Origin of the sequence: Geminocystis sp. NIES-3708 (assembly GCF_001548095.1) — a bacterium.
GTDB lineage: Bacteria > Cyanobacteriota > Cyanobacteriia > Cyanobacteriales > Cyanobacteriaceae > Geminocystis.
The window spans coordinates 3,679,522-3,702,789 of the sequence record NZ_AP014815.1 but is presented as its reverse complement, the minus strand read 5'-3'; the positions used below and the strand labels follow the sequence as shown (position 1 = coordinate 3,702,789).

Below are 23,268 nucleotides of genomic sequence, written 5' to 3'. Positions count from 1 at the left end.
AAATTTTATGAGTCGTGCTAATAAAGTCGTTTTAGCTTATTCTGGAGGGGTTGACACCTCCGTCTGTATTCCTTATCTAATGAAGGAATGGGGGGTTAAAGAAGTTATCACCCTAGCGGCAGATTTAGGACAAGGGGAAGAATTAGGTCCTATTCAAGAAAAAGCCTTAAAATGTGGTGCTGTAGAGTCTTTAGTCGCTGATGCGACAGAAGAGTTTGTGGTTAACTATGCGTTTCCTGCTATTAAAGCCAATGCGTTATATGAAAATCGTTATCCCCTTTCTACGGCTTTAGCTCGTCCTTTAATTGCAAAATTGTTGGTAGAAGCGGCGGAAAAATATGGTGCTGATGCAGTAGCCCATGGTTGTACAGGAAAAGGAAATGATCAAGTCCGTTTTGATGTGGGAATTACCGCTTTAAATCCTAATATCAAAATTTTAGCCCCCGCTAGAGAATGGGGTATGAGTCGGGAAGAAGCCATTTCCTACGGCGAAAAATTCGGTATTGAAGCACCTGTTAAAAAATCTTCTCCTTTTAGTATTGATCGTAACTTATTAGGGCGTAGTATTGAAGCAGGACCTTTAGAAGATCCTATGACTGAACCTCCAGAGGAAGTCTATGCTTTAACAAAATCCGTTGCTGATGCCCCTAATGAACCTGAATATGTAGAAATTACATTTGAAAAAGGTATTCCCGTAGCCATAAATGGTGAAGGTTTATCTCCTGTTGCTCTTGTTACCAAAGTTAACGAAATTGCTGGTAATCATGGTTTTGGTAGAATTGACATGATTGAAAATAGAGTAGTAGGAATTAAATCCAGAGAAATTTATGAAGCTCCTGCGTTATTAGTTTTGGTTAAAGCCCATGAAGATTTAGAAAGCCTTACATTAACCAGTGATGTCACTCACTATAAACGAGGTCATGTGGATGAAATGTATAGTCGTTTAATCTATGAAGGTTTGTGGTATAACCCCCTCAAAGATGCTTTAGATGCTTTCATCAATGAAACCCAAAAACGAGTAAGTGGTACTGTTAGAATTAAATTTTTTAAAGGTAACGCTACTATTGTTGGTAGAAGATCAGATTATTCGTTATATAGTCCCGATTTATCTACCTATGGTGGTGATGATAAATTTGATCATAAAGCGGCGGAAGGTTTTATTTATATTTGGGGATTATCCACTAGAGTGTGGGCTGAAAAAAACAGATCATAAACAATTAATTAACAATTAACAATCAATAATTAATAATTAATAAAGGTAGAAGATAATAATACATATTTTTTCCTCTTCTCCTTTTCTCCATCTCTCCTAATAAAAAACGAAACTCAGGTAATGTTAGAATTAATCTGTATTTATCGAACTTTTAGGAGTTTAAACAATTGGATCGTCAAGCAAACACCAGTATTACTAATTTGATTGCGGGAATTTTAGCCGCTTTATTGGTATTCGTCGGTTTTAATTCTTTTATTATTATCAATCCTGGACAAGCTGGAGTATTGAGTGTTTTAGGGAAAGCTCAAGATAGTGTCTTATTAGAGGGTATTCACTTCAAACCGCCCCTCGTATCTAACGTGGATGTTTATGATGTAACTGTACAGAAATTTGCCGTACCTGCTCAAAGTTCAACAAAAGATTTACAAGATTTATCCGCAAGTTTTGCGATTAATTTTCGTCTCGATCCTTTAAAAGTGGTAGAAATAAGAAGAACACAAGGAACTTTACAAAATATTGTAGCTAAAATTATTGCACCCCAAACTCAAGAATCATTTAAGGTTGCTGCCGCTAAACGTACCGTAGAAGAAGCCATTACCAGACGTACAGAGTTAAAAGATGATTTTGATAATGCTCTGATTACTCGTCTCGAAAAATACGGTATTATTGTTTTAGACACCAGTGTAGTTGATTTAGCTTTTTCTCCTGAATTTGCTAGGGCTGTCGAAGAAAAACAAATCGCTGAACAACGGGCACAACGGGCTGTTTATATTGCTCAAGAAGCCGAACAACAAGCCCAAGCTGATATTAACCGTGCTAAAGGTAGAGCCGAAGCTCAAAGATTATTAGCCGAAACTCTTAGTAATCAGGGTGGAAAACTGGTATTACAAAAAGAAGCCATTGAGGCATGGAAAGAAGGAGGTGCACAAATGCCCAAAGTATTAGTTACTAATGGTGGCGGCAATGGTGGCAATGTGCCTTTTCTCTTTAATTTGAGTGATTTAGAAAAATAAATTAATAATTAATAATGAGTCGAATATTTTTATTTATAAATATTTCTCCTATCTTCTACTTTCACCAAAAAAACTTTTTCATAACCTCCTAATTAATAATTTAATGTTCTTATTTTTTTCAAATTTTTAATGTATGTTGGATAATTTACCACCTCTTAATGATGATACTATTTGGCAAATTATTAACGGAGAATTAGAAGATGATGTTGTTAATAAATTAGTGTGGTATCACCTAGGTTATCGTTATGATTCTCTTAACGAAAAATGGGATGTTTCTCAGGTAGAAAAGTCTTGGGGAGAAGAATATCCAGAGCCTCCAAATTTTATTACAAATCGTCCTCCTAACGTAAAGTTAACTCGTTCTATTTCTCCTGAAAATAAACAACTTTTAAAGGAAGAATTAGGTTTTAAAGGTTATAAAATCGGTGAATTTGGACCGACTCAAACTCGTCGAGCTACTATAGCTAATTGGTTATTAGGGTATAGAAAAATGTATAATTTATAATGTTTAATTAATTGAATAAATACCACTAAAAATTTAATTTATGAGTGAAACTATTTTTGCTAAAATCATCCGCCGAGAAATTCCAGCTAACATCGTTTATGAAGATGATTTATGCTTGGCTTTTAAAGACGTTAATCCTCAAGCACCAACTCACATTCTTGTAATTCCTAAAAAACCTCTTAAATGTATTGACAGTGGCGAAAATGAAGATCAATTATTGTTAGGGCATTTACTATTAACTGTAAAAAAGGTTGCTGAAGAAGCTCATTTAAGTAATGGTTATCGAGTAGTAATCAATAACGGTAAGGATGGAGGGCAAACTGTGGATCATCTTCATTTACATATTTTAGGCGATCGCCAAATGCAATGGCCACCGGGTTGAGTAACTAATAAGTAATAAGTAATAAATAAAATTATCAATAAGTAATTGTGCCAATGAAAACATTTCCTGAGTTGGTGACTTGGTTAAAAGAATCTACAGCTATCGGTATCTTACCCGATGAAATTCTCAAAGCGATCGTATCTTTGTTAGAAAAAGTTTCTTTTCAGGAAAATGAAATTATAATCTCAGAGAATCAGTCCATTGAAAAGGTATATATTTTAGAAGAAGGTCAAATTCAAACTCAAAGAAATAACGGAAATTATAGTTTACTTTCAGGTTCGGTAATTAATCTTAAAGAATTATTATTACAACAACCAGCAAAAAATACTATTAAAACCATTACAGAAGCGAAATTCTGGTATCTCTCCGCAGTCAATGTTGAAAAATTAGTCGCACAATATCCTCAAATTAATCAAGCCTTTACTCAAAAATTAGCCCAAGAAGTCGCTGATTTATCTTCTCAACTGAGTTTTGAACAAGAAAGACAAACTGTATTGCGTCCATATTTAGTTACTAAAGCAAAACGAGGAATTATTGGTAAAAGTCGTTATGCCGTGAGGCTACGACAACAGGTAAAAAACGCTACCGAAGATTGTCAACCTGTAGTTATTTTTGGTGAACAAGGATTAGAAAAAGATAATCTTGCCGCCTTAATTCATTATAGTTCACCCTATCGTCGAGAGCCAATTATCAAAGTTAATTGTGGAAAATTACAAGCCAGTGGTGCAGAATTATTTGGACGGGCGGGAGGAAAATTAGGTTTAATTGAAGCATTAGGAAAGGGTACTCTAATTTTTAATAATATTCAAGATTTACCCCCAGAATTAAACGATGACATCTTACAACTATTAAAAAATAAAACTTATACCCCTGTTAATCGTTCTGAAAATGCTAATAATTCAGTAAAAACTTGTCAAGCCCGTTTAATATTTATCAATGAAAAAGCCATTTCTACTATTAATAACGCCGCCACCCACTTAATCAAAGTGCCTCCTTTACGAGTGAGAAAAGCGGATTTAGAAGATCAAGCGAACTATTATATAAGTTTAATTTCCCGAAACCAAAGAGTTAATAAACCCAAAATAACACCCGAAGCATTACGCCGTCTTCAAGGTTATGATTTTCCTAACAATTTACGAGAATTAGAAAACCTCATTGAAAGAGCGATCGTACAACTTTCAGGTTGCAATGAATTAACAGAAGAAATTATTTGGCAATCCCGAAATAAAAAGCAACAATTTCGTTTTAATTTACTAAATGCCTATCCAAAATTGCGTAGCTTTCTCCGAAGTAGCTGGTATCCAGATCGCATCAATTACGGTTTTACTTTAATACTTTTTGCTTTAGTTGTCGGAATTTTGTTTTTAGCCCCTCAAAATCGTCAGGAAAACTTTGCTCTTAATCTTTTTTGGGCATGGTGGTGGCCTTTAATTTTAATCTCTTTTCCCTTTGTCGGTAGATTGTGGTGTTCTTTCTGTCCTTTTATGATTTACGGAGAAGTGACGCAAAAAATTTCTTTGTGGCTATTTCCTCGACAACTGAAATCATGGCCTCGACAAGAAGCGGAAAAATGGGGAGGATGGTTTTTATTTACACTTTTCACCCTTATTATATTATGGGAAGAATTGTGGGATTTGCCTAACACTGCTTATCTTTCTGCTTGGCTATTGCTATTAATCACAGCAGGAGCAATGATATGTTCAGCTATATTTGAAAGACGTTTTTGGTGTCGTTATCTTTGCCCTATTGGTGGCATGAATGGTATGTTTGCCAAACTTTCCATGACAGAATTACGAGCACAACAGGGAACTTGTTCGGCAGAATGTACTACTTATCAATGTTATAAAGGTGGAGTGCAAAAAGGTGAAGGATTAGAAACCCTCGGTTGCCCTTTATATTCTCATCCTGCCCAATTACAAGATAATCGAGATTGTGTGTTATGTATGACTTGTTTAAAAGCCTGTCCACATCGCTCTGTTACCGTCAATCTGCGCCCTCCAGCTATTGAATTATGGACAACTCATCAACCTCGCACTTCTGAAGTGGCTTTATTATTTTTGCTCTTAAATGCTGTTTTTCTGCATAAATTGCCCGAAATCAATTTTATTCTCCGTTTAGGCTTAGATTTAACTAAATTTTGGATACATTCGGTATTCGCGATCGCCGTTTTAATTGTGCCTATGATATTACCTTTTTTGGGATATGTAATAATTCGGTTAATTTGTCAAAGAAAAAATATGCAATTTCGTGGTTTTACGGAATTAGCCTATGGTTATTTACCTTTAGCGTTATGTGGGAATTTAGCCTATTATTTACATCTTGGTTTAGGGGAAGCAGGACGAATTTTACCAGTAACTTGGGCAACTTTTGGTTTAAATGGTAGTAATTTACCAATTCTTGTAGCTCATCCGGCGGTAATTACATTTTTACAAGGAATTACCCTACTTTTCGGTGTTATTATTACTATTATTTTGAGTCAAAAAATTTCTCGTCAATCGATAAAAATCTTATTCCCACAACATTTTTCCACAGTCAGTTTAGGCTTTCTTTTTTGGTGTGTGATTTTGTCTAATTTTACTAATTAGACAAAATATCTAATATCAACATTTTCTGGTTTAGTAAATGAATTTGAAAAAGACTAGAAAATGTACAATTTTTCAATCATAATATTTTAGCAGGTATTACTGGGAGGATAACTTTAGGAATAATGAAAATGTTTTTCCTAATCTCTAATTGATTCGGAGAGTATTATTTAGATCTTAATTGCGCTAAATAGTTAAAGTATATATAGTAGCAAAAGAGAGACCTTAATAATATTCTATGTCAACTTTAGTCATCGTTGAATCACCTACCAAAGCCAAAACCATCCGTAACTATCTGCCCAAAGATTATCAGGTAGAGGCATCTATGGGGCATATTCGAGATTTACCTTCCTCTGCTGAAGAAATTCCAGCTGAATACAAACAGTTTGATTGGGCAAGATTAGGAGTTAATATTGAGAATAATTTTGAGCCTATCTATGTTATTCCTAAAGGTAAAAATAAAACAGTTCAACAGTTGAAACAAGCCTTAAAATCTGCTGATGAATTAATATTAGCAACCGATGAAGATAGAGAAGGGGAAAGTATTAGTTGGCATTTATTACAGCTATTAAAGCCTAAAGTGCCTATCAAGCGTATGGTTTTTCACGAAATTACTAAAGATGCCATTCAAAAAGCCTTGAATAACTGTCGTGACATTGATGAAAATTTAGTACACGCCCAAGAAACACGACGTATTCTCGATCGCCTTGTGGGTTATACTCTCTCGCCTCTACTATGGAAAAAAATTGCGGCAGGATTATCAGCAGGTAGAGTACAATCTGTCGCCGTACGTTTATTAGTACAACGAGAAAGAGAACGAAGAGCATTTAAGGAAGCTCAGTATTGGGATTTAAAAGCATTACTTAACCATGACAAAACTGACTTTGAAGGGAAATTAACTACTTTAAAAGGTCAAAAACTGGCAAATGGTAGCGATTTTGATCCTAAAACGGGAAAATTAATCAAAAACAAGAAAGTAATTGTACTAAATGAACAAGAAGCTACAGAATTAAAAGCTTGTTTGAAAGGCAAAACATGGGAAGTAACCGATACCGAAGAAAAAGCTACTATCCGTAAGCCCTCCCCTCCTTTTACTACCTCAACTTTACAACAGGAAGCTAACCGTAAACTGGGATTAGGTGCAAAAGATACTATGCGCATTGCTCAAAGTCTTTATGAAAATGGTTATATTACCTACATGAGAACTGACTCGGTACATTTGTCCGATCAAGCGATCGCCGCTGCTCGTAGTTGTGTAGAGGAAATGTATGGTAGAGAATATTTAAGTCCTCAACCAAGACAATATAAAACTAAAGCTAAGGGGGCACAAGAAGCCCATGAAGCCATACGCCCTGCTGGTAGTACTTTTAGAATTCCGAAAGAAACAGGATTGAGAGATAAGGAATTAGGGTTATATGACTTAATTTGGAAACGCACGGTAGCCTGTCAAATGGCAGATGCTAAATTAACCCAAATTGTGGTAAATATCGCCGTAGAAGACGCAATTTTTCGATCTTCAGGAAAAAGAATCGATTTTGCTGGGTTTTTTAGAGCCTATGTAGAGGGTAGTGATGATCCTGAAGCAGCGTTAGAAAATCAAGAGGTAATTTTACCTAACTTGCAAAAAGGTGATAAGCCTAAATGTAAACAATTAGATGTACTTAACCATGAAACTCAACCTCCCACCCGTTATACGGAAGCATCTTTAGTCAAAACATTAGAAAGTGAAGGGGTAGGGCGACCAAGTACTTATGCTAGTATTATTGGTACGATCGTTGATAGAGGTTATGCTCAATTACGCAATAAAGCACTAATACCAACTTTTACTGCCTTCGCCGTTATTTCTTTATTAGAAAAAAATTTTGCTGAGTTAGTTGATACTAAGTTTACGTCAAAAATGGAGCAGAGTCTTGATGACATCGCTTCAGGTAATGAAAAATGGTTGCCTTACCTAGATAAATTTTATCGAGGAGAAAATGGCTTACAAAATCAGGTGAAGGTGAGAGAAACAGACATTGATCCTCAAACAGCAAAAGCCATAGAATTAGAGAATCTTGACGTTACCGTGAAAATAGGCAAGTTTGGGGCTTATTTTGAAGCAAATTACGGTGATGAAGTTGTAAAATCTTCTATTCCCGCCGATCTTACCCCTTCAGATCTCGATCCTAAACAAATAGAAATATTATTGAAACAAAAAGTAGAAGGACCACCTATATTGGGAATTCACCCTGAAACACAAGATCCTATTTATTTGTTAATCGGCACTTATGGTCCTTATGTACAATTAGGAGATACACCCCAAGGCAAAGCTAAAAAACCCAAAACAGCTTCTTTCCCTAAAGGTGTTAATGCTGAAGATATTACTTTAGAAATGGCGATCGGTTACTTAACTTTACCTCGCACATTAGGGGAACATCCAGAAACAGGAAAGCCGATAAAAACCAGTTTAGGACGTTTTGGGGCATATGTTGTCCATGATCAAGGTACAGAGGGCAAAGAGTATCGCTCCTTGAAAAAAGAAGATGATGTCTTAACTATTTCTCTTGAACGTGCATTAGAATTATTAGCACAACCTAAAACCACAAGAGGAAGAAGAGGTGCAACGACAAAAGCAGCACTCAAAGAATTGGGATTACACCCTGATGATAATGAACCAGTGAATATTTATCAAGGTCCTTATGGGGTATATTTTAAACATGGTAAAACTAATGTCAAATTACCAGAAGGTGAAACCGTAGAAAGTATGAATTTAGAGAAGGCTTTATTACTTTTACAAGATAAAACTCCCACTAAAAAAACTGCGACTAAAAAGACAACAACCGCAAAAAAAACTACTACGAAAAAAACGACTACTACCAGAAAAACTACTGCTAAAAAGACAACTAAATAAAAAATTTATTTACTGCTTATAAAAAATTATTAGTGGTAAAATAATTAGTATTGCTGAATGAAAGTATGAAAGAATTAAGATCTCTTAAAGAAAAAATAAGGTTTGAATTACTTATTCGTTTTTCTAATTTTATTCCTCTTTTCAGCAACCCCTAATTATTAATCCTGTTAGTTGTTATTTCCAAGAGTGTCGCCATTTATATTTAAAAGATAAAAGAATCTTAAACCAAACTTGAGCAGGAGGATCAAAAAAATTGAAAATATCTCCAAAGGCAACTTTCGCATCTTTGTGGTGTAACCAATGACGCTCTGGAGTTGTTATCATCAGAAAATTACAAATTTTTAAAATAACGGCGGGAGTTTTCCATTTCATAACGCAAACGTGTCGCCAAATAACGTGTAATTCCCCTAATATTAACCCTAAAACAGTTCCCATGGGCGATATTTGCCATAGCCAAGGTGCAAAAATAAAGTAAGGTAAAGCACCTAATATTCCATCTAACAATACTAAAGGATTTTTTGTTAAAACGGCATAATGTAAAAAACTGCGATTGTTACTATGATGAATTAAGGAGTGAAATTTGCCAAAAATATGTTCAGGAACATGATATAAAAAAGTTGAAAAAAAGTCACCAATCAACAGTAATAATATTGCTATGAAAGTAATTTTAGAAATCAGTAAAATAATTATCAACAAAATTGATTCCTCTGAATATAATGTGGTTTTCAGAATCAAAATAATTGATAAAAGTTAAGAATATATAAAATCTAAGTTAACATTGGGTGAAAGCTCAAAATATTTTGTTTTTTGCTTCTGCTTCTAACTGTTGAATGTCTCTTTTCCAATCAATTAATTGTCTATTTCTATCATTAATCTGGCTTTGTTTTAGTGGTGGCATCCCTGAATTAAAATTATAAGGAAATCCGGGCTGACGCTCTACAATTTTAAAATATCTAGTACCTTGATTCGGTAAAATATTTTTACTTCTTAAAAGTGTTTCACAATCACTTTGCCAACAATATCGATGATCATGTACATTATTTCTAGCTATAGATAAACTTCTTAATTGTTTAAGAGAAATATCATCACTATTAAAAAATAAATTTTCCAATTCGTTACTTTTAGGAAAAATTCTGGTTTCACTTCCTTTTCCTCTAAAAAATTCTACAATAAACCATTTATCAAAATCGAAAATACAAACTTCAGTGGCTTCACTACCATCATAAATTAATGAAGTTATATCTTCTTGATTAATATTATTTCCTACAATTTGTATGGAAGAAGCAGGTAATAAAATTCTAATTCTATCAAATCTATCAGTATAATTAGACCAAAAAACTTTTCTATTTCTTAATTGCCTTATTTCCCAATCTTCTAAATTTAAACGATTAATTATTAAATCAACTAATTTTTCAAAATCACGATAATTTACCGCACCAATCCATTGTTTTAAAGCCTTTTTAGCTTCAATTGATAACTGATTCCAACGAGAGTTATTACCTGTTAAACCATAATTATTTTTAAGCCAATTCACCAATTTTGGATATTTACCACCAACATCAGCAGAAATATTATTTAATAGATTTTCTACTGTTTTTAATTGGGGATAAGGAGATAATATATTTAAGGTTTCGATTAAAAAATTAATTTGTTTTTCATTAATATTTTGAATAGTTTTTAAGGCTAAGGGAAAAGATAATTGTATCGCTTCTACTAAAGTTAAATTATCATCAATATTTATTTTATAGGGTAAAGAGTATTGGGTTAATAATTTATCGGGTTGTATAAGTTTATTTAAGCAAATTTCGGCTAATTCTTTATAAGCATTTTTAATAAGTAAGTTAAGAATTTTAATTAATGACTTATCAAATTCTGTTTGAGGTTCAAAACTAGGACAAGTATCCGCTAAAGAAAATGGTAAAATTTTTTCATTGGGGTTAAAAGTATATAAAACTAAACGCCAAAATAAACGCAATTTAAGGGCATCAGATTCTTTGGTAAATTTCCAAATTTTTTGAGAAGTTGGTAAACTTTTATTCGGATTTTCTATATCCCAACTATGTTTACTAAATAAGCAATAAACCCATTCTAATAAACTAATATTTTCTAAATTATTATTTTCTATCTCATTAATAATTTGATCAATATTTCTAACTTTTTTATTTTTATCAAATTCGATACCATTAGGTAATGGAGGAGGTATTATTATTTCTCCTTGAATACCATAACCTAGTTTAAATAATTCTTTAGGCTCAGGTTTTTGAAATTCTAAAGGTTGAAATTTAGCGGTAAAAAATGCCATAATCAATTATTATTTTTATCCTTAACTTTATTCTTAAATACTTGTCCTAAATCTTCTCTTTTAAATTGAAAACGAAACATCACTTTTCTATCTTTTGGATCATCAAATGCTTTATTTGCATCAATATTTCCTCTTCCTGCGGCTAACAATTTTTTTCTAAATTTATCTTGATTAGAAAAATTAATTGTATCAATATATTCTGTTACTGCTAATGCTCGTTGAAAACTTAATTCCATGTTATCTTTTTGTGAGCCTTTTAAGCTAGTATGCCCTTCTATAATAATTCTTGAAACTTGATTATCAAATCTTTCGTCACTAAATATAGTATCAGCATAAAGGGGAATAAAATCTTTTAAAAAACGTTTACCTTGAGGTTTTAAGATAGCTTTTCCTTCGTCAAATAAAATTTTATCATCTAAACTTAAATCACCATTAGGATCAACTTTTATACTATCTCCAATACCCGGAATTTCTTTAGTTTTTTGAATAATAGCTAATGGAATTTTTTTGATGATATTATCATATTCTACTAATTGGGCGGAAACAGCGATAAATAAGAGGGCAAAAAACATCAATAATCCCGACATTAAATCTCCTACGGATAACCATACTCCAGAATCTTGCTCTTCTAGTAATTCTTCTTCGGTTTCGTATTCTAAAAATTCGCTCATTTTCCCTCTTGTATTAATGATAAGTTAGTCAATATTTTGGTTGAGTTTGTTTATTAACCCAACTGATAATGTTATTAGTTATTACTCAGATTATTTTGCTTTAAATCATTAACAGAAGCGACTAAATATTCAGCAACATTCATTAAACCATGGGAAGTATAACTTAATTTACTACAAATATTAGCCATTGCTTTGTCCGCATCATTGAAACTCTCATTATAACTATTACTAGCATTAGTCAAATAATTATTAATTTGAGTATTAGTGTTAGTAGAAAGTTGATTAAATTCTTCTACAATTTTCGTGATAGTCTCTTCAAATTTATTAGTCATTACTTCCACATTATTATTAACTTTTTCATTCATTTTTTGATAACTATTTTCAACTTTTTGAGCTTCATTACCGATGGTATAAGCTAATTCTTGAAGTTGAGCAAATCTTTCACTAGAATTCATACCGACAACGTTAACTAAGTTATTAACTATTTTCACCGTTTCTTGAATTTTTCCTAAACTTTGATTAACTTCATGACTTAACTCTTTTCTCATTTCTGCTTCTTCTTTAAAAGTAGTTTGTAAATTGTTAACAACTTCTGCTAAACCTTCTTTTTGTTTGCCTAAAGTTTCCTCTAATAAGTTATTTTGTTGGGTAAAAAATTCCGTTAAAGATACTTGATATTCCAGTCTAAATCTTTCTAATTCTTCCTGCAAAGTAATGCGAGTTTGATCTAAAATAGTATCAATATTTTTGAGAGTTTCAAGGAGATTTTCTTTGGCTTGACTCATTAATTGAGATGCTTCTTCTCCCACATTTTTTATAGTTTCTGTTTGTTGAGTAAAAGCAATCGTTGTTTTTTCTAAAATGCTTTCAGTGGAATTTTTCACCCCTTCTAACATTTCTTTTTGTTGGGTTGCCTGAGTGGTTAAAGCCTCCTGTAAATCTTCCCGAATTCCTCTAAAAGTATTGGCGGCAGAATTAGCACTTTCTTCAAAGGCTTTTCTCTGGGCTTCCATGCCAGTTATACTTTCAGCAACGGCGTTATTGATTTCTTCGGCTACCTGTTGTAAAACATCTTTGGTGTCACCACTAAATTGATTTAAAATCTGCTGTAAACTTTGGGCAAATTCCTGCAATTTAATGAGGGTATCTCGTTGAAATTCTTGGATAGTTTTTACTGCACCTGATAAACTTTCCGCAATACCGCCTAACTCGTCTTTCAATTCTCTGACGGCGAGGGATGCTTCTTCTGTGAGTTTAGCACTTTGATCCAATCTTTGCACTACTGGCTCAATTAATTCGTTGCGTAACTGTTTGATTAATGATTGTATGGTAGATTCTTGCTCGATTTGTATTTGTTTTAAAGCCGTTAATTCTTCCTGAATTGGTTTTACTAAAGGTTGAATTACATTGGCGATGGTAACAGGTGTAAGATTTTGTAAATAGCGATTTTGTGCTTGTAATTCTTCAACAATAGCAACCTTTTCAATGGCGATCGCATCTCTAACTACTTGTTGAATATTTGCAGGGGTAAGATGTTGTAAATAATCATTTTGTTTCTGTAATTCTGCAAAAATAACTGATTTTTCTAAAGCAATAACTTTTTGGATAGTTGAAGCAATATTTTCAGGTGTTAAGTTACTTAAACCATCAAGACTTTGAGTTTGTAACTGTAATTGTTTGATTAAAATACTCTCATCAGAAATAATGGCTTTTTGAATTGCTAAAGCGATATTTTCAGGAGTTAAATCACCGAGAGAAGAAAGATTATTTGCAGCTATTTCTAAATTTTGTGCAACGTCTTCCATAGAAGAATTATCTAATCTTGATAGTAACTTTTGAGGTGATTCAAGAAAAGCAATTTTACTGAGTTTTAGCCTTAAATCATTACGAATTTTTTGTCTTGATTTTGCTCCTTTTGCTAAATATCCCATCATAAAAATAGCACCACTCATTCCAGCTAAAGAAGTAGAAAAAGCTGTTTTCATTCCCTCTAATAATTTAGTGGAAGAATCTAATAATGATTGTGTGTTATTAATTCCACTTATCCCTATTTCTTGTAAACCTAAAAAGATTCCTAAAAAAGTGCCTAAAATACCTAATGCTGTTAATAAAGTTGGTGCATAATAAACAGGGCTACGAGGGACAGAATTACTTAATAAGCTAGGATAAGATGAAAGAATATAATAATTATTTTCTAGCTTTGGAGTAAATATTGATCCTTCATTATTACCTTTTAAGTGTTTGAATATCCATTCTTTAATATCTTTATTGCAATCTTTGAGGTTAATAATTTTTGTATTTTGTTTTTTTTCATTTTCTAAAAAATCAATAACTTTACTAATTAATTGAGAATCTTTTGTTTGATATTTTTTTATATCGTTATTTTCAATCATGTAAAAATAAATCCCAGCAAGAAAGATTAAAAACCATCCTAAATAATTAGATATAGTTAAGAAAAAATTGAGCATAATTTGATATTTTATTGATTAAGATTGATTATTTTTTGAAAATTTATTGATTTCTTCTAAAGATAAAACTTCCTTTGCCGCTCTGACAGGTAAATGGGCGGCATCTTGATAATTACCTACATTAGAAATCAATTGCAAACTATAAAGTTCTTCCTCTGATTCTGTTTCTTTATCCTCTACTAAATAAACAAAATTAGGAGCATAATTTCTTAAAAGTTTTACTTGTAATCTTACTTTTAAATCTCTTAAAGATTTAGCTAAAAAATGTTCATTATTAAATATTTCATCGGATGCTAATTTCCATGAATGATTAACGGCATGAATTTCTTTAACTAAACTTTCAAAAGGTGGTGTTAATAAAGTATATAAGTCCATCCTTAATTGATTTATTGCATAATTTTGTACTAAATCTTTTTTCTTCTTATCTACTTATCAGTAACGATTTAGTCTTTTATGCAAGTTATCAGATAAATTTATTCAAAGTTTCTTTTGTATCTCATATTTATACGTCATTATGTAGCTAATAAGAAACAATAAAAAGAATTATTGAAGCAGTCACCTATATAGTCATTTAAGTCAACTTTGACTGAGAACTCAATATTAGAACAAAAATACTTAATAGATATTGTAGAGACAATCAATGTAAAATAAGTTTGAGTCAATTCTTACTACTATCTCTTGTCTCCTGTCTCCCACCTTCATCGAAAATTTTATGTCAAACTCAGGTACATTTCAATTGGAATACCTATTTAGCTCTTTAGAATCTATTTTTTTGTCGAAAACTAGGGGTAGGAGTTTTTGTGACATTGAAGTTAAAGTTAAAATGTTACGACACTACGAATAGATTTTCCTTCGTGCATTAAATCAAAAGCAGTGTTAATTTCTTCTAAAGGCATCACGTGAGTTATTAAATCATCAATATTAATTTTTCCTTCTTTATACCAATCAACAATTTTTGGTACATCAGTTCGCCCTCTAGCTCCACCGAAAGCACTACCTTTCCAAACTCTACCAGTAACTAACTGAAAAGGTTTTGTACTTACTTCTTCTCCTGTACCAGCAACTCCTATAATAGTACAAACTCCCCAGCCTTTATGACAACATTCTAAGGCTTGACGCATAACTTTGGTGTTACCGATACATTCAAAACTATAATCTGCACCTCCTTTGGTTAAGTCAACTAAATAGGCGACTAAATCTCCTTCGACTTCTTGAGGATTAACAAAATGTGTCATACCAAATTTTTCGGCGATCGCTTTTTTGGTAGGATTAATATCCACACCGATAATCATATTTGCACCAACCATTTTCGAGGCTTGGATAACATTTAAACCGATACCACCTAAACCAAAAACAATAACGTTAGCACCAACTTCCACTTTAGCAGTATTAATCACCGCCCCAATACCAGTAGTAACACCACAACCAATATAACAAACCTTTTCAAAAGGTACATCTTTACGAATTTTGGCTAAGGCAATTTCTGGCACAACAGTATAATTAGCAAAGGTAGAAGTACCCATATAATGATATAAAGGTTTACCACCGAGGGAAAAACGACTGCTACCATCAGGCATTAAACCTTTACCTTGAGTAACTCGAATAGCTTGGCAAAGATTAGTTTTAAAACTGAGACAATATTCACATTCTCGGCATTCTGGTATGTATAAAGGTATTACATGATCGCCAACTTTAAGACTTTTAACGTCTTTACCTACTTCTACTACAATTCCTGCCCCTTCATGACCTAAGATGCTAGGAAATAAACCTTCTGGATCTTTTCCTGATAAAGTATAAGCATCAGTATGACAAATTCCTGTCGCTTTTATTTCTACTAAAACTTCTCCTGCTTGAGGCGGTTGTAAATCTACAGTTTCGATGACGAGAGGTTTTCCAGCTTCTAAGGCAACGGCAGCTTTTACTTTCATAATTAACTAACTTTGTTGATAAACTTCATTATAAGCTCAGACGCATCTAAGTTTACCTTTGTTTGACAGAAAAAAAATGATGAAGACAAAACAAGTGCACAAGTAGAATGGTAGAAAAACTTCTAATATTTGTAAATTTGCGAGAGAATTTTATTCCTTTACAAAAAATATAATCTTCTTATCAGCTCGTCAATGAAAGTCGGTTATCACCTATTTTTAGATCAAACTTAGGTAAGTTTGCAGGTGAAGGTAAGCAATAGCTAAAAGTTTTTGAAATTTTTTACTAATTTTTAACAATACAAGTTAAATAGGTTTTAGCTTATAACAAAAGGCAAAAAAGAAATAGAGATTATAAATTGATTGACTTTAATACAAAATCTCTGACTAAGTGTATTTGAGCGGGGATAATTTCATGGGTGATGTCAAATTCTTTATATTCCACCTTAACCCCCACTGCTTCTAATTTATTTTTTGCCTCTTGGGCTGTATTAATGGGTACAACGGCATCAAGTCTTCCATGGGAAATAAAAGTAGGGGGGAAAGGATTTCTATCAGGGGTGGGTTTGAAATGTAAATAACCGCTTAAACTAACTACTCCAGCTACAGGTAATTGTAAGCCCACATCTAAACTCATTGCTCCCCCTTGAGAAAAACCACCGATAATTGTTTTAGAAAGAGGAATTTCTGTTCTATCTTCTAAGGATAGTAACCATTGATAAAGTTGATTTAAACTGGCTTCTATACCTTCATTGTCATTTTCTAAAGCATACCATGCTCTACCATCTGGTACTTGATAATGAGGATAAGGTGCATTGGGAAATAAATATAAACAAGAGGGCAAATTTAACATGGAAGTAAGAGCTGTTAAATCATGATAATTAGATCCCCAACCGTGCAACAATACAAATACAAATTCTGGTTTTTGTCCTTGTTTGGGTTCAATGGAAATTACATCTAAAGTCATAGTTATGGATAATAATAATTTTTGATTCAAGGTTAATTTCTAATAAACTTCTTTTAGAAGTCAGGTAATAGGCAATGAATGATAGTAATAAACATTAATAATTTTTAAATAACAATTGATTTTAAATTTATTTTTTTTGAGATTTATAATTATTTAGCTCAATGATATTTATCCTTACATAAGCAATATTTCAATCATTTATAGACAATTTTAAAAATTAAAAAATAAATATGTAAATCTCACTATACTTAAAAACTGACCACTGATAGGTAAACCTTTAAAAAACTCACAAGTCACATAGTAAGATTGCTATGTTTTGTTAATTAATCATTAATATTTTTCTATTCATCAAATAAATTACTAAGACGCTCAACTTCTGTTTGCGTTGTGTACATAGGTGTACCAGCTAAAATACCAGTAACATTACGGAAAGGATGTCCAATGTGCATACCACCATGATCAATGGTAAACTCCCTAATATCTTTGTCGTGCATTGAACCTCTCATTTTTAATACTGTTATGCCTCTACGCATTTCCCCATACATTTCCACATAACGTAATAAAATAATTGAATCAGTAATGGTAGAAATATGAGCTTCAGTAATAGATGAGCCTCCTAATAAAGTAGGAGTGGTAGAAGTAAATAATCCTCCAATTTCTTGTTGTTTAATGAAGGAAGTTAAGCCGATAATAAATTCACGAAAACCTTTAAGATTAGAGACTCTTTCTAGGGCGGAAAGGCTATCTACCGCTACTCGATTCGGTTTAAATTCTTTGATGGTTTCTTTCATATTTATGAGATGATTCTCTAATCCTGTAGTTTCAGGATAACGACAAACAACTTTTAATTTGCCATCTTTTTCCATCTGTTGAAAGTCAACTCCCCAACCAGTAGCATTTCTAAATAATTGTTCCCTGCTTTCTTCAAAGGCAAATACTAAACAACGTTCATTATTTTGGACTCCACCTGCCATAAATTCAGTTACCATCAGGGTTTTACCCGTACCCGTTGCTCCCGATACCAAAATAATTGAGTCTCGAAAAAATCCACCCCCGCACATTCTATCTAATTCTTCACTACCTGAAGTTATACGAATATTTGATGAATGTTGTTCTAATTCAATGGCACTTAAAGGCACAACTACGACTCCTTGGCGAGGAATAATTGTAAAGGGATATTCTCCTTTCTGGTGATCTGTGCCACGATATTTTAAAATTTCTATCGTGCGACGACGCTTTTCGTCATTTAAAACGTTACGCAAAATTACCACATTATCAGCCACAAATTCCTCAACTCCATAACGGCTAATATCTCCGTACTCCTGAGTCCTTTCCGCCGTCATAATTGCGGTTACTTTTAATTCTCGTAAGGCTGATGCTAATCGAAATAAATCATTTCTCACTTGTGCACTATCGGCTAAATGACTAAAGATTGCTCCTAAAGAATCAAGAGAGACTCTTTGGGCGGAATATTTTCTGATGGCATATTCAATTCTGGCAATTAATGCACCTAAATCATACTCTCCTGTAACCATCGGTCTTTCTCCGGGTTGAGGTGAGGCATCGACAAAAGCCCATTGTCTATTTTGTTCCCATTCTCGTATTTTCCAGCCAAAACCTGACATATTTCTTCTAATAGCTAGAGGAGGTTCTTCAAAGGTTACAAATACTCCGTTTTCTCCTTTTTTTATTCCTTCTACCAAAAATTGTGAAGCAAATACCGTTTTTGCACTTCCTGCAGTACCTGAAATGAGTGTCGCTCTACCTTTTGGTAATCCGCCTTCTGCTAAAAAATCAAATCCCGGAATCCCTGTTTGTAATTTTTCTATGTAGTCAATATCTAATTCTGGTTCTTGACTCATTCATTTTCTCTCTATCTATAATCAACAATAATATATTATCTAATGTGATTTACTGCTATGCAAGTTTATCCTTGATTATTCTATCTTGAAAATGTCAAAAAATGGGCAGTGGACAATAAACAGTAGGCAATGATAATTAAAATTGATAATTTATTGCCTTAAATTGATTTTATTTTTAATTGTTGTAGATGTTTATTGAATATTTTACAATAGACAGATAAATATCTATATCATTTAATGATTATGATATTAAACGAATAAATTTTTTCTTGCCCACTTGTAAAATTTTATTTGCTAATTCCAAAGAGTTTTCGATAGTGAAATTAGGATCATTAATGCGATCGCCATCTAAACGAACACTACCGCCTTGAATTTGCCTTCTACCGTCACCACTACTATTAACTAAACCACTGACATTGAGGATATAGAATAATTTGGCTGGAAATTCGACGTTATTTAAAGAAAATTCGGGTACAGCTTCGGCATTAGCAAGATTTTGATTGCTAATAAGTTCTAATGCTGTTTTTTGTACAGTTAAAGCCGCTTCTTTGCCATGATATTGAGAAACTACTTCCACTGCTAATAATTTTTGGGCTTCTCTGGGATTTTCAGGAATTTCTTGTAAGGATAAATCTGTTAATAATTCAAAGTAATTAGCAAGAAGAGAATCGGGTGTTTTTTCAAGTTTAGAATACATTGATAGAGCATCCTCTTTTAAGCCAACATAATTATTAAGAGATTTCGACATTTTTTGCTCTCCATCAGTGCCAATTAAAATCGGTAATAAAACGCCAAATTGAGGTTTTTGTCCGAAATATTTTTGTAAATCTCTACCAACGGCGATGTTAAATTTTTGATCTGTACCACCTAATTCTACATCTGCATTTACAGCCACAGAGTCATAACCCTGCATTAAAGGATAAAGAAATTCATGAAGATAAATCGGGGTTTCTTGGGTGTAGCGATTATTGAAACCTTCTTTAGCTAACATTTGTTGCACTGTCATGGTAGCTAATAATTCTTGAATTTTGGCAAGATTAAGACTAGATAACCATTCGGAATTGTATCTTATTTCAAGGCGATCGGGAGTATCAAAGTCTAAAATGGGGCGTAATTGCTGAAGATAAGTTTCGGCGTTTTGTTTAACGTCTTCGGCGGTTAACTGTTTTCTAACTTTATCTTTTCCTGTAGGATCACCAATTTGAGCAGTAAAATCTCCTATAATTACAACGGCGGTATGTCCTTGATCTTGAAATGCTCTTAGCTTACGAAATGGAATACTATGACCTAAGTGTAAATCTGTACCAGTAGGATCAATCCCTAATTTTATCCTTAAAGGGCGATCACGCGGCGTGCCTTTGGCATCGCTTTTCAACAAAAGTTGCATTAAATTGTCGGTAATATTTTCAGAGTCTAATTGATTAGGGAAAATTTCTGTAATTCCCCTATGTAACCATGCAAAATTATTGTTAGTCATTTTTATTTATTTTCTACTCAAAAACTGCAAATAATATATTATCATTCAGTTGATTAGTCGGGCTATAAAAACTGATTATTGGTTATTTATTATTGACTAAAAGTAATGCCTTTTTCTTCTAAAATACGAATAAAATATTCTTCTAAAGAATCTCGATTTAAAGTCATACTAATTAATTTACTATCAGTAGTTTGTAAATAAGTTAGAAATCCGTTTTCATTGCCTTGTAATTCTCCACTGATAAAATCATTTTCTCTTGTTATGTGAGTTAACCACTGTTCAAAATCTTCTTCTTTTCCATCTTTTATTATTATATGATAAGTCTCTTTTTTACCTAAAATATCATCTAATGAACCGATATTTAATAACTCTCCTCGTCCTAAAATTGCTATGCGATCGCATATTTTTTCTACATCAGATAACACATGAGAATTAAAAAAAATAGTTTTGCCTTGTTCTTTTAACGATAGTATAATTTGTCTAACTTGATAACGTCCCATAGGATCTAAACCAGACATAGGTTCATCAAAAAAAACAATTTCAGGATCATTGATTAAGGCTTGTGCCATTCCCACTCTTTGCAACATACCTTTAGAATATTGTCTTAATTGCTTTTTTTGGGCTGTATTTTTTGCTAATCCAACTAAGTCTAATAAATGCACAATTTTTTGACTTTGTTGAGCTTTAGGAATTTGAAATAAATCCGCAATAAAACCTAAAAATTCCCATGCGGTTAAAAAGTCATAATAATAAGCATTTTCTGGTAAATAACCAACTCTTTGTTTAACAGTTTTATCTCCTAATGGCTTTCCTAATAATAAACCTTTTCCTGAACTTGGACGAATAATACCTAATAAAGTCTTTAATAAGGTTGTTTTTCCTGCACCATTAGGTCCTAATAAACCAAAAGTTTCCCCTTGATAGACTTTTAATGTACAATCTTTTAAGGAAGGTACTTTGGTATTCATCCAAAAACCAGTACGATAAATTTTACTTAATTGATAGGTTTCTACTACCGCAGGTTTATCTGATGTATCTGTCGGTGATTGTATATTAAGAGTTGAAGTCATAGTTATTTTTGTAACAAAAAACCTAATTTTATAATAATTTTACTTAGAAATTTATTTTAAGATGATTGATAATAGCTGAAATAATTTATTTTTTAATAGAATTTACAGCGTAGAAGTTTTTCAAAATTAGGCTAAATATTCTTTAACTAAAAGCAAATAAAATCCTAATTTATTGTGATGAATTAAGTAGTTAGTCTCGATAATTTATTTTTACATTTTACTTCCTAAACTGTATTCTTCTGATTTTATCAAAGATTTATGTTAAGAGCTAATGATAAGTACAATGTTATATTTATTAACAATTAAAGATGACAATAGAGTTAGAATAAGACTGGGGTAAAAAATTAAGTTTCTCTGACAACAATGGGGAGGTAAAGCCATGACAACTTTAACATTAAAAGAAGAAGACTATAGCACATTCACCGCAGAACAAGTTGCGGAAATTGCGGCTCGATTAGAATTAGATGATTATAGTACGCCTTTTGAAGGTTTACAAGACTGGCATTTATTAAGAGCGATCGCATTTCACCGTCAAGACTTAGTTGAACCATACTTTTATCTACTTGATATTGAGGCTTATGACGAGTCATAATCCCATCCTACCATTTAAAGATAAAAATATCTTAATTTGTATTGGGGGAGGCATTGCCGCTTATAAAGTGTGTGAAGTCATTTCCCAACTATTTCAAGAGGGTGCAAATATAGAAGTTATCCTCACTGAATCCGCACAAAAATTTATTACACCTTTAACTTTATCTACCTTAGCTCGAAAACCTGCTCATACAGATCAAAATTTTTGGCAACCTATTCATTCTCGTCCTTTACATATTACTTTAGGAGAATGGGCTGATATAATGGTCATTGCACCTTTAACAGCTAATACTTTAGGGAAATTAGTTCATGGTTTAGCTGATAATCTTCTTACTAACACTGTTTTAGCTTCAACCTGTCCTATCATTGTCGCCCCTGCTATGAATACGGAAATGTGGTTACAAAAATCCGTACAAGATAACTGGCAAAAATTATCTCAAGACAGTCGTTACCATCTTTTACATACTAACACTGGTTTACTTGCTTGCGATCGCATCGGCAAAGGTAGAATGGCAGAAGGCAAAGAAATTTTAACGGCGATAGAATCGATTATAAATACGGAAGGTAAACGAGATTTAATCGGTAAAAAAGTGTTAATAAGTGGAGGAAATACCAGAGAATATCTTGATCCCGTACGCTTTATTGGCAACCCTGCCACTGGTAAAATGGGAATAGCTTTAGCTAACGCTTGTTATTATCGAGGTGCAACTGTTACTCTTGTGGCTGGAAATATTAACCCCGAATGGTTGAATTTATTACCTCCAATTCAAATAATAACTGTTACCACAGCCCAAGAAATGGAATCAGCCATGAGAAGTAATTTTCCTTTGGCAGATATAATTTTTATGGCGGCAGCAGTGGCAGACGTAAAACCACGTCAATATTCTTCCACTAAATTAAGTAAGCAATCTTTACCATCAATGCTGGAATTAGAGCCAGTCAATGATATTGTGGCTAAATTAGGGGAAATTAAGCAACCATCTCAAAAAATAATCGGATTTGCCGCCCAAACTGGAGATATTATTACCCCTGCTAAGGAAAAACTAATACGGAAAAAATTAGATGCGATCGTAGCTAATCCGATAGACAAAGATAATGCAGGTTTTGCTAGTGATACTAACGAAGCTATAGTGATTACTGCTAAGGGAAAAGAAATTGCGATTCAACCTTGTACAAAACTAACTTTAGCCCATCATATTATTTTTCATAGTTATAGTCATTTTGAATAAGAATGAAACAGTTTAATAATATTAAAAATTCTCAAAAACCTTGATTTGTGAGCATTATTCATCCTGAATATTTTTTCTAACTGTCTCAGTGTTATTTTAATTAACTATACTAATTTTATCT

At 32.7% G+C, this 23,268-nt stretch carries 18 protein-coding genes; 8 read left to right on the top strand and 10 right to left on the bottom strand.

Annotation, left to right across the window (positions count from 1 at the left end):
- Window positions 1-7 precede the first annotated feature (7 nt).
- The 6 genes from GM3708_RS16200 (at window position 8) to topA (ending at window position 8,585) form a co-directional block, all read left to right on the top strand.
- Window positions 8-1,213, top strand: a complete 1,206-nt coding sequence (locus GM3708_RS16200) for an argininosuccinate synthase (protein WP_066349059.1) — start codon at window positions 8-10, stop codon at window positions 1,211-1,213.
- Window positions 1,214-1,380: 167 nt separating this feature from the next.
- A complete protein-coding gene (locus tag GM3708_RS16195) occupies window positions 1,381-2,226 on the top strand; it encodes a prohibitin family protein (RefSeq protein WP_066349058.1) in 846 nt (281 codons plus the stop codon).
- Between the two features lie 133 nt (window positions 2,227-2,359).
- Entirely contained in the window at window positions 2,360-2,731 is a 372-nt protein-coding gene (locus GM3708_RS16190) for a DUF1823 family protein (RefSeq protein ID WP_197671677.1), read from the top strand.
- Window positions 2,732-2,771: 40 nt separating this feature from the next.
- Window positions 2,772-3,113 carry a histidine triad nucleotide-binding protein gene (locus GM3708_RS16185; RefSeq protein WP_066349057.1) on the top strand — a complete coding sequence of 114 codons (342 nt, stop codon included), beginning with the start codon at window positions 2,772-2,774 and terminating at the stop codon, window positions 3,111-3,113.
- A gap of 53 nt (window positions 3,114-3,166) precedes the next feature.
- Window positions 3,167-5,698 (top strand): sigma 54-interacting transcriptional regulator, encoded by a 2,532-nt coding sequence (locus GM3708_RS16180; protein ID WP_066349056.1) that lies wholly within the window; start codon window positions 3,167-3,169, stop codon window positions 5,696-5,698.
- 235 nt (window positions 5,699-5,933) lie between these two features.
- Complete coding sequence (topA, locus tag GM3708_RS16175) at window positions 5,934-8,585, top strand: type I DNA topoisomerase (protein WP_066349054.1); 2,652 nt, start codon at window positions 5,934-5,936, stop codon at window positions 8,583-8,585.
- Window positions 8,586-8,759: 174 nt separating this feature from the next.
- On the opposite strand, the gene GM3708_RS16170 is transcribed toward topA, so the two are convergent.
- The 10 genes from GM3708_RS16170 to GM3708_RS16125 form a co-directional block, all read right to left on the bottom strand.
- Window positions 8,760-9,281 carry a sterol desaturase gene (locus GM3708_RS16170; RefSeq protein ID WP_197671676.1) on the bottom strand — a complete coding sequence of 174 codons (522 nt, stop codon included), beginning with the start codon at window positions 9,279-9,281 and terminating at the stop codon, window positions 8,760-8,762.
- Window positions 9,282-9,375: 94 nt separating this feature from the next.
- Window positions 9,376-10,887, bottom strand: coding sequence for an EH signature domain-containing protein (locus GM3708_RS16165; protein ID WP_066349053.1), 1,512 nt, complete (start codon window positions 10,885-10,887; stop codon window positions 9,376-9,378).
- A 2-nt stretch (window positions 10,888-10,889) separates the two neighbouring features.
- The gene (locus tag GM3708_RS16160) at window positions 10,890-11,558 is read right to left on the bottom strand and encodes an OmpA family protein (protein WP_066349052.1); all 669 of its coding nucleotides are present in this window, start codon (window positions 11,556-11,558) and stop codon (window positions 10,890-10,892) included.
- 74 nt (window positions 11,559-11,632) lie between these two features.
- The gene (locus GM3708_RS16155; RefSeq protein WP_066349051.1) at window positions 11,633-14,026 is read right to left on the bottom strand and encodes a hypothetical protein; all 2,394 of its coding nucleotides are present in this window, start codon (window positions 14,024-14,026) and stop codon (window positions 11,633-11,635) included.
- An 18-nt stretch (window positions 14,027-14,044) separates the two neighbouring features.
- Window positions 14,045-14,401 (bottom strand): hypothetical protein, encoded by a 357-nt coding sequence (locus GM3708_RS16150; RefSeq protein WP_066349049.1) that lies wholly within the window; start codon window positions 14,399-14,401, stop codon window positions 14,045-14,047.
- 443 nt (window positions 14,402-14,844) lie between these two features.
- Entirely contained in the window at window positions 14,845-15,954 is a 1,110-nt protein-coding gene (locus GM3708_RS16145) for an S-(hydroxymethyl)glutathione dehydrogenase/class III alcohol dehydrogenase (protein ID WP_066349048.1), read from the bottom strand.
- Window positions 15,955-16,303: 349 nt separating this feature from the next.
- The gene (locus GM3708_RS16140; protein ID WP_066349047.1) at window positions 16,304-16,918 is read right to left on the bottom strand and encodes an alpha/beta hydrolase; all 615 of its coding nucleotides are present in this window, start codon (window positions 16,916-16,918) and stop codon (window positions 16,304-16,306) included.
- A gap of 341 nt (window positions 16,919-17,259) precedes the next feature.
- Window positions 17,260-18,780: a circadian clock protein KaiC gene (gene kaiC, locus GM3708_RS16135; RefSeq protein ID WP_066349046.1), complete on the bottom strand. Its 1,521-nt coding sequence runs from the start codon at window positions 18,778-18,780 to the stop codon at window positions 17,260-17,262.
- A 241-nt stretch (window positions 18,781-19,021) separates the two neighbouring features.
- On the bottom strand, window positions 19,022-20,257 hold the full coding sequence (tyrS, locus tag GM3708_RS16130; protein WP_066349045.1) for a tyrosine--tRNA ligase: 1,236 nt from the start codon (window positions 20,255-20,257) through the stop codon (window positions 19,022-19,024).
- An 89-nt stretch (window positions 20,258-20,346) separates the two neighbouring features.
- Window positions 20,347-21,327 (bottom strand): ABC transporter ATP-binding protein, encoded by a 981-nt coding sequence (locus GM3708_RS16125; protein WP_066349041.1) that lies wholly within the window; start codon window positions 21,325-21,327, stop codon window positions 20,347-20,349.
- Window positions 21,328-21,706: 379 nt separating this feature from the next.
- On the opposite strand from GM3708_RS16125, the gene GM3708_RS16120 reads away from it, so the two are divergent.
- Complete coding sequence (locus GM3708_RS16120) at window positions 21,707-21,919, top strand: DUF2555 domain-containing protein (RefSeq protein ID WP_066349039.1); 213 nt, start codon at window positions 21,707-21,709, stop codon at window positions 21,917-21,919.
- Window positions 21,906-23,147 carry a bifunctional phosphopantothenoylcysteine decarboxylase/phosphopantothenate--cysteine ligase CoaBC gene (gene coaBC, locus GM3708_RS16115; RefSeq protein ID WP_066349036.1) on the top strand — a complete coding sequence of 414 codons (1,242 nt, stop codon included), beginning with the start codon at window positions 21,906-21,908 and terminating at the stop codon, window positions 23,145-23,147. The genes GM3708_RS16120 and coaBC overlap by 14 nt, the downstream gene beginning before the upstream one ends.
- Window positions 23,148-23,268 lie beyond the last annotated feature (121 nt).